Source organism: Streptomyces sp. NPDC002734, assembly GCF_040295685.1.
GTDB lineage: Bacteria > Actinomycetota > Actinomycetes > Streptomycetales > Streptomycetaceae > Streptomyces.
The window spans coordinates 129,908-139,874 of the sequence record NZ_JBEOVU010000020.1 but is presented as its reverse complement, the minus strand read 5'-3'; the positions used below and the strand labels follow the sequence as shown (position 1 = coordinate 139,874).

Annotated in this window: 8 protein-coding genes; 1 reads left to right on the top strand and 7 read right to left on the bottom strand. The window is 74.5% G+C overall.

Annotated elements, in window-relative coordinates; genetic code table 11:
• Positions 1 to 113: 113 nt before the first annotated feature.
• Positions 114 to 764 carry a LuxR C-terminal-related transcriptional regulator gene (locus tag ABT026_RS19555; RefSeq protein WP_351115879.1) on the bottom strand — a complete coding sequence of 217 codons (651 nt, stop codon included), beginning with the start codon at positions 762 to 764 and terminating at the stop codon, positions 114 to 116.
• Positions 728 to 1,996: a sensor histidine kinase gene (locus ABT026_RS19550; protein ID WP_351115878.1), complete on the bottom strand. Its 1,269-nt coding sequence runs from the start codon at positions 1,994 to 1,996 to the stop codon at positions 728 to 730. Before ABT026_RS19550 ends, ABT026_RS19555 begins: the two co-directional genes overlap by 37 nt.
• Before the next feature lie 290 nt (positions 1,997 to 2,286).
• On the opposite strand from ABT026_RS19550, the gene ABT026_RS19545 reads away from it, so the two are divergent.
• Positions 2,287 to 3,969 carry a M4 family metallopeptidase gene (locus tag ABT026_RS19545; RefSeq protein ID WP_351115877.1) on the top strand — a complete coding sequence of 561 codons (1,683 nt, stop codon included), beginning with the start codon at positions 2,287 to 2,289 and terminating at the stop codon, positions 3,967 to 3,969.
• A gap of 87 nt (positions 3,970 to 4,056) precedes the next feature.
• Here ABT026_RS19545 and ABT026_RS19540 read toward each other — a convergent pair whose 3' ends face one another.
• From ABT026_RS19540 to ABT026_RS19520, 5 genes are read right to left on the bottom strand one after another with little or no spacing between them, the layout of a single operon-like run.
• On the bottom strand, positions 4,057 to 5,301 hold the full coding sequence (locus ABT026_RS19540; protein WP_351115876.1) for a vanadium-dependent haloperoxidase: 1,245 nt from the start codon (positions 5,299 to 5,301) through the stop codon (positions 4,057 to 4,059).
• Positions 5,298 to 6,731, bottom strand: a complete 1,434-nt coding sequence (locus ABT026_RS19535; protein WP_351115875.1) for an LLM class flavin-dependent oxidoreductase — start codon at positions 6,729 to 6,731, stop codon at positions 5,298 to 5,300. Before ABT026_RS19535 ends, ABT026_RS19540 begins: the two co-directional genes overlap by 4 nt.
• Positions 6,728 to 7,585, bottom strand: coding sequence for an ABC transporter ATP-binding protein (locus tag ABT026_RS19530; RefSeq protein ID WP_351115874.1), 858 nt, complete (start codon positions 7,583 to 7,585; stop codon positions 6,728 to 6,730). The genes ABT026_RS19535 and ABT026_RS19530 overlap by 4 nt, the downstream gene beginning before the upstream one ends.
• Positions 7,561 to 8,436, bottom strand: a complete 876-nt coding sequence (locus ABT026_RS19525) for an ABC transporter permease (protein WP_351115873.1) — start codon at positions 8,434 to 8,436, stop codon at positions 7,561 to 7,563. The genes ABT026_RS19530 and ABT026_RS19525 overlap by 25 nt, the downstream gene beginning before the upstream one ends.
• Complete coding sequence (locus ABT026_RS19520) at positions 8,433 to 9,524, bottom strand: ABC transporter substrate-binding protein (protein WP_351115871.1); 1,092 nt, start codon at positions 9,522 to 9,524, stop codon at positions 8,433 to 8,435. The genes ABT026_RS19525 and ABT026_RS19520 overlap by 4 nt, the downstream gene beginning before the upstream one ends.
• Positions 9,525 to 9,967 lie beyond the last annotated feature (443 nt).

Here is a 9,967-nt window from a genome sequence, read left to right as displayed (position 1 = left end):
GGGGGCCAAACCCCCCCCGCCGCCACGCGGTTGCTGAAATGCTGGACCCGTGGAGAACGTGGAGGACAACAGCGTGCGGGTGGCCGCGCGGCCGGGAGCGGACGGGCGCCGGTTCAGGCGGCGTCGAGGTGGGCGAGGACGGCCAGGACCCGGCGGTTGTCGTCGTCGGACACCTCCAGGCCGAGCTTGGCGAAGATGTTGGCGGTGTGCTTGGCGACGGCCCGCTCGGTGACCGTCAGGCGGCCGGCGATGGCCGCGTTGGAGCGGCCCTGCGCCATCAGCTCCAGCACCTCCCGCTCGCGCGGGGTGAGCCGCGAGACGGGCCGGTCGTCGCCCGAACCGCGCTGGAGCAGCTGGGAGATGACCTGGGGGTCCATGGCGGTGCCGCCGGCCGCGACCCGGCGGACGGCCTCGGTGAACTGCCCGGCGTCCAGCACCCGGTCCTTCAGCAGGTAGCCGACGCCGCCGCTGCCGTCGGCGAGCAGTTCGCGGGCGTAGAGCTGCTCGACGTGCTGGGAGAGCACCAGTACCGGCAGGCCGGGGCGGCGGCGCCGGGCCCGCAGGGCGCACTGCAGCCCCTCGTCGGTGAAGGAGGGCGGGAGCCGGACGTCGACGACGGCGACGTCCGGCTCCAGTTCCTCGAGGGCGCGGTCCAGTCCGGGGCCGTTGTCGACGGCGGCGGCGATCTCGAAGCCGTGCGCCTCCAGCAGCCGGACCAGGCCGTCCCTCAGCAGGAAGAGGTCTTCGGCGAGGACAACGCGCACGGAATCTCCAGGGTCACCACGGTGGGGCCGCCGTTCGGACTGCTGACGGCCAGGACACCGTCGAATGCTCCCAGCCGCCGCTCCACCCCCGCCAGTCCGGTGCCGGCCGCCGGGTCGGCGCCGCCGTGCCCGTCGTCGCTGACGGTCAGGCGCAGCATGCCGTCGCGGTATCCCAGTTCCAGCCAGACGCGGGTCGCCCCGGCGTGCTTGACGACGTTGGTCAGCATCTCGCTGAGCGCGAAGTAGACGGCCGACTCCACCGCGGCCTCCGGCCTGCCGGGAAGGTCGACGTCGGCCTCCACCGGCAGCGGCGTCCGGAGCGCGAGGGCCCGCGCCGCGTCGCCGAGGCCGCGCTCCGCCAGCACCGGCGGGTGGATGCCGCGGACCAGGTCGCGCAGTTCGGCGAGCGCCTCGACCGACTCGGCGCGTGCCTGGGCGAGCAGCAGCCGCGCCTGCGAGGGGTCCTTGTCGAGCAGGGTCTCGATGGTGCCGAGGCTCATCCCCATGGCGACCAGCCGGGCCTGCGCCCCGTCGTGCAGGTCGCGTTCGATGCGGCGCAGTTCGGCGGCGGAGGTGTCCACGGCGTCGTGCCGGGTGCGGGCGAGTTCCTCCACCCGGCGCTCCAGCGTGGCGCGGCCCGGGGACAGCAGGGTCCGGGTGAGCGTGAAGTGGGCTTTCAGCAGGCGGTCGTTGAAGCGGAACGCGAGGTGCAGCACGAGCAGTCCGAGGAGCCCGGCGCCGATCGCGTCGGCCTGTGAGCTGACCGGGAGGAACAGGTACCAGTAGTCCCCGCCCTCCGCGACGACCCGCCAGTGCCCGAGCGGCAGGGCGATCCCCTGCACCGCGTTGCTCAGCAGCGCCACGGGCAGCATGGCGAGGAGGAAGCCCGCGGTCATGTCCACCGGGAGCCAGAGCAGTTCGCGGCGGACCGCCGGGTCCGTCATCAGGTGCAGGGTGCGGGCCGGGCCGGTGGCGGGCAGCCCGGCGGGGCCGGGGCCGTACCCGGCGGGCGGGATGTCGATGCCGTACCAGCGGTCCGCGGCCAGCCTCCGCAAATCGGTGAACCGGCGGACGAGGCCGAGCAGGGGCGGCAGCAGCAGGGTACCGACGCCGAGAGGGACCAGGGCGGCGGCCAGCAGGGTGAGGACCAGCAGGAGGGAGGAGCCGATGAGGGAGAACGTTCCCAGGGCGAAACCGCGCGCTGCGGCCACAAATGCCTTCTTGGCGGACATGTGTCCAACTCCCCGTCGTACGGTGCTGTTTCGCCGGGTGTGTTCCCGACGCCCTTGACGCTACGGTCGGCGGGCGGCGGCCGCACGGGGCACGGCCCCCCGGCGGGGGTGGTGCCAGGTACACCCTCTCCGGCCGTGCGTCCCTCCCGCCCCGCTCGGGCACCGCGGGGACGCGGTCGTCGCAGGTGGCGCGGAATCGCCGTCGGCGCGCCGCACTCCGCACGTCGCTCACCGTATCTCCCCAGCCGGACGGGTCTCCTCCGCTCCCGGGCGGGACAACCATGCTTGTCATGGACACCAACCGCACCCGGCTCTCGCGTCCCCGCGCGAGAGGCACCGGATCCCGCTTCGCCGCCACCGCCGCGGCCGCCGCCGCGCTGCTGCTGGCCACCGCCCTGCCCGTCACGGCCTCCGCGTCGCCCGCCGCGCCGCAGACCCCCTCCCCCGACCGCGAGGCCGCCGCCGTCGCCCGCGCCGAGAAGGCCGTCGCCGCCCGGGCCGGGAGCCTCGGCCTCGGCGCGCGGCAGGAACTCGTCGTCAAGGACGTGGTCGTCGACGCGGACGGCTCCGAACACGTCCGCTTCGACCGCACCTACGCCGATCTCCCCGTGCTGGGCGGCGACTTCGTCGTCCACCTCTCGCCGAAGGGCGTGTTCGAGGGCGCCGACCGGGCGAGCCGCGCGCGGCTGTCCGTGCCGGCCCTCACCCCGGCCGTGTCCGAGTCCAAGGCCCTGGACGTCGCGGAGAACCTCCTGCGGTCCGTGGAGCGGACCGTCGTCGCGCCCGAGGCCGACTCGCGCCTGGTGGTCGACGCCCTGAACGGCCGCACCCCGCGGCTGGCCTGGCACACCGAGGTGACCGCGAAGGACGCGCGGGGCAACCCGGTCGGCCGTGAGGTGCTGGTGGACGCCCGCACCGGCAAGGAACTGGACTCCTGGGACTCCGTGCACGCCGCGACCGGCACCGGCCGCTCCCTGTACGCGGGCACCGTGCCGCTGGAGACCACCGGCAGCGGGACCTCGTACTCCCTGAAGGACCCGACGCGGGGCAACACCTACACGGGTGACGCGGCGAACAAGACCGACCTGTGCATCCTCACCCTGTGCCTGCGCCGCGCGCCCTCCACGGTGTTCACCGACGCCGACAACGCCTGGGGCACCGGCGCCACCTCCGACCGCGCCTCCGCCGCCGTGGACGCCCAGTACGGCACGAACATGACCTGGGACTACTTCAAGAACGTGCACGGCCGGCTCGGCATCGCGGGCGACGGCAAGGGCTCGTACAACCGCGTGCACTACGGCAGCAACTACAACAACGCCTTCTGGGACGACAGTTGCTTCTGCATGACCTACGGCGACGGTGACGGCACCACCTTCGGCCCGCTGGTCTCACTGGACGTGGCGGGTCACGAGATGAGCCACGGCGTGACCTCGGCGACCGCGGACCTCACGTACTCCGGGGAGTCCGGCGGTCTCAACGAGGCCACCTCCGACATCTTCGGTTCGCTGGTCGAGTTCCACGCCGGCAACGCGAGCGACCCGGGCGACTACTACGTCGGCGAGGAGATAGTGAAGCCCGGCTTCGGCGACGCCGCCCTGCGCTTCATGGACCGGCCGGACCGCGACGGCTCCTCCGCCGCCTGCTGGTCCTCCACGACCAAGAACCTGGACGTGCACTACTCGTCCGGCGTCGCCAACCACTTCGCCTACCTGCTCGCCGAGGGCACCGGCACGCAGGACATCGGCGGCCTGGAGCACTCCGGCACCACCTGCGACGGCTCCACCCTCACGGGCATCGGCCGGGGCAAACTCGGCGCGATCTGGTACCGGGCGCTGACCGTGCACATGACCTCGTCCACCACCTACGCGGGCGCCCGCACGGCCACCCTCGCGGCGGCCGGCGAGCTCTACGGCGCCGGCTCGGCCGAGCAGAACGCGGTCGCCGCCGCCTGGACCGCCGTCAACGTGCGCTGACGACCGGCGAGGTCTGCGCGCACCGGTTCCCCGTGCCGCCCGGGCGGCACGGGGAACCGGTGCGCCGGGACCCCCTCACAGGTCCCGTCAGCGCGCCGCCAGCAGCTCTCCCTGCCGCTGGAGCACGTATCCCGCCACGGACCTGCCGAGGGTGATCCCCGCCTCGTCCGCGGAACGCGTGTGGATCCCCGACCAGACGCGGGCGTCCACGTTCTCCCGAGACAGCCGCCGCCAGTCGGTGTACGTCCGGGTGACGCCCGGCGCGGTGGGGCTGGTCAGCTCGAACGGCGCGGTGCGCGCCCCGCTCAGCGCGGTCAGCACCCCCTCCGCCGAGCCGGCGTAGGTGCCGTGCCCGCTCGGGTAGTCGGGGTGGGCCGGTGTGGCGTGCAGCGGCGACCAGGCCGGGTCGGGGGCGATCGCCCCGGTGTGGATCGCGGTCACCGGACGCCAGCGGGTGTAGGCGTACTTGCTGTCCGAGGTGGCGATCTGGGTGTCCACCGACGCGACGTGGAACAGGGCCACCAGCCGCGCCTGGCCCGCCAGGCCCTGCGGGGAGCGGGTGAGCGCCACCCGCAGGGGCTCGGTGTACAGGGTGAACGAGGAGCCGAACCAGAACTGCGCGGTCTCCGTCTGCGCGGCCGTGCGCACGGTGCTGTCGGCCGCCCCGTAGGCGCGCACCTCGGCCAGGTCCGCGGCGTAGCGCGCGGAGTCCAGGGCGGGCGGGGGCGGCAGCCGGAACTGGCTCTGCGAGTGCAGCGCGAACGGCCGGGCGACGCGGTTGCCGTACTGGGTGGACGGGGCGTAGGCGGGCGGCGTCGGCTGCCAGACGCCCGGCGCGGCCGCCGGCTGCGGGAAGGGCGCGTTGACCGAGGCCGGGTCCAGGCCGTCCGCCGCCCGCTCGGCGAGCAGCAGCGACGCCTGCCGCTCGCCGGCCGCGACGCCGCGGTCCTCGGACCGGCCGTCGGGTATCGCGTCCAGTGTGGCGGCGTACGCCTCGTCGACCTGCGCGGCCTGGGTGGGCGCCAGCTCGGTCAGCGCACGGTGCACGGCGGAGGCGAGGGCGGCCCGCTGGTACTCGGCGCGGTCCACGCCGGCCGGCACGGCCCGGGTGGCGCGGGCGGCGGCCAGCCAGCCGATCGCCCAGGTCCGGCTGTTGGTGACCTGGGTGGCGGCGGGGGCGGCGGCCACCGCCCGCGCGGTGACGTCGAACCACTCGACGGCGGTGGTGTCCGTGCCGCGGTGCTCCGCCGCGGCCTGCGGGGCGGCGAGGCCGCCGGTCAGGGCGGCCGCGGCGAGGACGGCCAGGGCGGTGCGGGATCTGCGGGTGCTCATGAGGGCACGTGCTCCTTCTGCCGGGCGGGGATCTCGGCGGGGGTGGGGACGGGGACGGGGGTGGGGACCTCGGCGGGGGTGGGGACGGTGGCTCGGGCGGCTCCCGTGGCGTAGACGCTCTCCGGGCGGGTCAGCCCGTAGTGGTCGCGCAGGGTGGCGCCCTGGTAGGCCTCGCGGAACAGGCCGCGGCGCCGCAGCAGCGGCACGACCTCGTCGGCGAAGACGTCGAACCCGCCGGGCAGCCAGGGCGGCATGACGTTGAAGCCGTCCGCGGCGCCCTGCTCGAACCAGAGCTGGAGGGTGTCGGCGATCTGCTCCGGCGTGCCGGCGACGACCTGGTGGCCGCGCGCCCCGGCGAGGCGGTGCAGCAGCTGCCGGACGGATGGCTGCTCCCGCTCGACGATGTCGAGGACCAGCTGGAAGCGGCTGCCGTTGCCGCGTTCCCCGCCGGTCTCGATCAGGTGGCGCGGCACCGGCCCGTCGAGCTCCTCCTCGCTCAGCTCCAGACCCAGCAACCTGCGCAGCAGGTCCAGTGAGTAGCCGGGCTGGGTGAGCTCGTTGAACTCCTCGTGCAGGGCCCGCGCCTCGGCCTCGGTGGAGCCGATGAACGGGCTGATGCCGGGCAGCACCAGCAGCCGCCCCGGGTCCCGGCCGAGCGCGGCGGCCCGGGCCTTGACGTCGGCGTAGTACTCCTGGGCACTCGCCAGGGTCTGGTGCGCGGTGAACACGGCCTCCGCGTACCGGGCGGCGAAGGCCCGGCCGTCCTCGGAGGAGCCGGCCTGCACGTACACCGGGCGTCCCTGCGGGGTGCGCGGGGTGTTCAGCGGCCCCCGCACCTTCAGGTGGCGTCCCCGGTGGTCGACGCGGTGCACCCGGCCGGTGTCCGCGAAGACGCCGGTGGCGGGGTCGGCGACCAGCGCCTCGTCCTCCCAGCTGTCCCACAGCTTCCCGACGACGTCCACGAACTCCCGGGCCCGTTCGTAGCGTTCGGCGTGCACCGGGTGCGCGTCCAGGCCGAAGTTGGCGGCCGCGTCGGGCGCCCCGGTGGTGACGATGTTCCAGCCGGCCCGCCCGTGGCTGAGGTGGTCGAGGGAGGCGAACAGCCGGGCGAGGTTGTAGGGCTCGCTGTAGGTGGTGGAGGCGGTGGCGATCAGGCCGATCCGCTCGGTGGCCGCCGCGATCGCGGACAGCCAGGTGAACGGCTCCAGCCGGAAACGGCTGGCGTAGCGGACGTTGTCCGGCAGCGACGGGCCGTCGGCGAAGAACACCGCGTCGAAGGCGGCCGCCTCGGCCCGGCGGGCCAGGTCCTGGTAGAAGCCGATGTCCAGCACCCGGGCGGGGTCGGAGCCGTGGTACCGCCAGGCGGCCTCGTGGTGGCCGCCGGGGTAGACGAACAGGTTGAGGTGCAGCTGCCGCCGCGGGTCGCTCATGCGGGGATCTCCTCGGTGTCGCGTACACGTTCGTGCGTGGACGCGGACGCGGTCTCGGGCGCGGGGGCCTGCTCGTGGGGCTGCCCGGGGGCCCGCTCGTGGGCCTGCTCGTGGGCCTGCTCGTGGCCGGTGAGGTCCACGCCCAGGTGGGCGAGGAGCCGGCCGCGCAGGCGGGCGTGCCCCGGGCCGCCGGTGCGCTGGGCCTCGGGCAGGTCGACCGTCAGGTCGGCGGCGATCCGGCCCTCCTCCAGCACCACCACCCGGTCGGCGAGCGCGATCGCCTCGTCGACGTCGTGGGTGACCAGCAGGACGGCGGGCCGGTGCCGGGCGCACAGGGTGCGCAGCAGGGCGTGCATCCGGATGCGGGTCAGGGCGTCCAGCGCCCCGAACGGCTCGTCCGCCAGCAGCAGGCGCGGCTCGCGCACCAGCGAGCGGGCCAGCGAGACGCGCTGCTGCTCGCCGCCGGACAGCTCCACCGGCCAGGCCCGCTCCCGTCCTGCGAGGCCCACCTCGGCAAGGGCGGCCCGGCCGCGCTCCTGCGCGTCCGGGGTGCCGAGGCCGAGGACGACGTTCTCCAGCAGCCGTTTCCAGGGCAGCAGGCGGGCGTCCTGGAAGACCACCGAAACGTTGTCGGGCGCGGTCAGCAGGCCGTCGCCCGTCACGTCGTGGTCGAGCCGGGCCAGCGCCCGCAGCAGGGTGCTCTTGCCGGAGCCGCTGCGGCCCAGCAGGGCGACGAACTCGCCGTCGTGGACGGTCAGGTGGAGTCCGTCGAGGACGCGGCGCCCGTCGAAGGAGCGGACCAGGTCCTCGATGCGGACGACGGCCGGGCTCAGCCGGCCAGGGTGCGACGCCATGTCAGCGTCCTCCTCTCGACGAGCCGCACCAGGCCGTCGGAGACCAGCCCGAGCAGGCCGTACACGACCAGGCCGACGAGGATCACGTCGGTCTGTCCGTACGTCCGGGCGAGTTCCATCATGTAGCCGATGCCGCTGGTGGCGTTGACCTGTTCGACGACGGCGAGCGCGAGCCAGGCCGCCGTGACCGCGAAGCGCATGCCGAGCAGGAAGCCCGGCAGGGCCCCCGGCAGCACGACCTGGCGGACGAAGGCGGCGCGGCCGAGGCGGACCGTCTCCGCGAGTTCGACGTAGCGGTTGTCGATGGCGCGCAGGCCGTTGTGGGTGTGGATGTAGACCGGCACGAAGACGCCGAGCGCGATGGTGATCACCTTCATGCTCTCGCCGATGCCGAACCAGAGGATCAGCAGCGGGATCAGCGCCAGGGACGGGATGGCCCGCTTGATCTGCACCGGGCCGTCCACCAAGGCCTCGCCGACGCGGCTGAGGCCGGACACCAGGGCGAACAGCAGGCCGGCCGCGACGCCGAACAGCAGGCCGAGCAGGGCGCGTTGCGCCGAGGTCAGCAGGTGGTCCTGGAGGCGTCCGTCGGCGATCAGGTCACCCGCCGTCGCCGCCACCGTCCAGGGCGCGGGCAGCGCCCGCGGGTCGAGCAGCCCGGCCGCGGACCCCGCCGCCCACAGGGCGAACAGGAGCACCGGGCCGATGGCCCAGCCGTGGCGTACCGGGCGGCCGGGGCCGAGCCGGCGGCGGCCGCCGGCGCGCAGCGGCCTGGCCGGGGTGACGGGCCGGTCCTTCGTCAGGGCCGGCGGGGCCGCCACGGCGCTGCGTGCGGGGAGGTCGACGCTCATGACGCACCCCCGGCCTCGGCCGCCGCCCGCGCGCCGACCTTCTCGAAACGCCGGTCGAAGAGGATCTTCACGTCGAACGTGTCGTGGTGCTGCTCCTTGGCGAGCAGGTCGACGGTCTGCTGCTGGCGGGCGATCGCCTTCGTCCAGTCGGCCGGGATGACCGGATGGCCCGCCCGCTTCACCAGGTACTCGCCGTCCTCCTTGCTGAGGCCCTGGTCCTTGACGTACCAGCCCTCGACCCACTCGTCGGGGTGCCGGTCGATCCACACCTGCGCGCGGGCCCAGTACTTCACCAGTTCCCGGATCGCGGCGGCCTTCTCGGGGTCGGCGACCGAGTCGGTGAGCACCCACAGGTGCGCCGGGTCGTCGCGCAGGCCGTGCTTGAGGGTGGTGGCCCCCTGCTTGCCGTAGTTCTTGAGGTAGCGCTTGATGTTGACGTCGGCGATGGGCGCGGCGTCGACCTGCTTGTTGCCGAGCGCGGTCGGGTAGACGTCGCCGGTGCTGGCCAGCTCCACCAGCTCGACGTCGTCCTGGGTGAGGCCGGCCTTGTCGAGGATGCGCAGGACCAGGGCGCCCTGGGCCTGGCCGGGGCTGTAGGCGATCTTCTTGCCGCGCAGGTCGGCCAGGGACTTGATGCCGGCGCCCGGCGCGATGCCCAGCTCGTAGATCGGGTTGGCGTAGGGGTCCTTGCGGAACGCGGCGGCCACCAGCTTGGTGTCCAGACCGGTCCAGTGCGCGTTGATGGACGGGATGTCCGCGGAGGAGCAGACGTCGAGCGCGCCGGCCCGGAAAGCCTCCGAGCACTGCGGACCGCCGCTGATGTTCGCCCACTCGACCTTGAACGGCAGCTTGTCGAGCTGTCCGGACAGCTGCAGCGCGACCTTGAGCGACGGGTTGCCGACGACCAGCTCGGTGTCCGGGGACACCTCGGCCGGGATCTTCGTGTCGGCGAGGTCCTTGCCGCTCGCGGTGGTCTGCGCGTCCAGCGCGCAGGAGGCCAGCAGCAACGGCAGGGCGAGGGCCGCGGCGGGCAGCGCGAGGCGGCGCCGGCCGGACGGCGGACGGGGTATGCGGGTACGGAGGTTCATCGGACAGCCTTTGCGGAGGCGGCCACCCGCACGCGGGTACGGCGGCGGGGCGACCGGGAAGCGGAGTGAGCGGGACGAGGAGGACGGGGCGCCCGGCCGGTCCTGCGGGGCCCGGCGCCGACTCGGCCTGTCCTGGCCCGGGTCGGCCTGGGCTGGGCCCTGCGGTACCGGCCGGGTCGGCCGATCCACCGGGTTCGCCGGGACGACCGGACCAGCGGTCCACCGACCGACCGGGCCCTCCGGGCCGGCCATGTCGGCCGAACCGGCCGGGACGGCCTGAGCGGCCTGAGCGGCCTGAGCGGCCTGAGCGGCCTGAGCAGCCAGGTCGGCCGGCTTCGCCCGGTCGACCACGTCGGCAGGAGCGGCCAGGTCGGCCTGGACGGTTCGGCCGAGCAGGCCCGTCGGGCACACGAGGCCGGGCGGTCCGGTCGGACTGCCCCAGT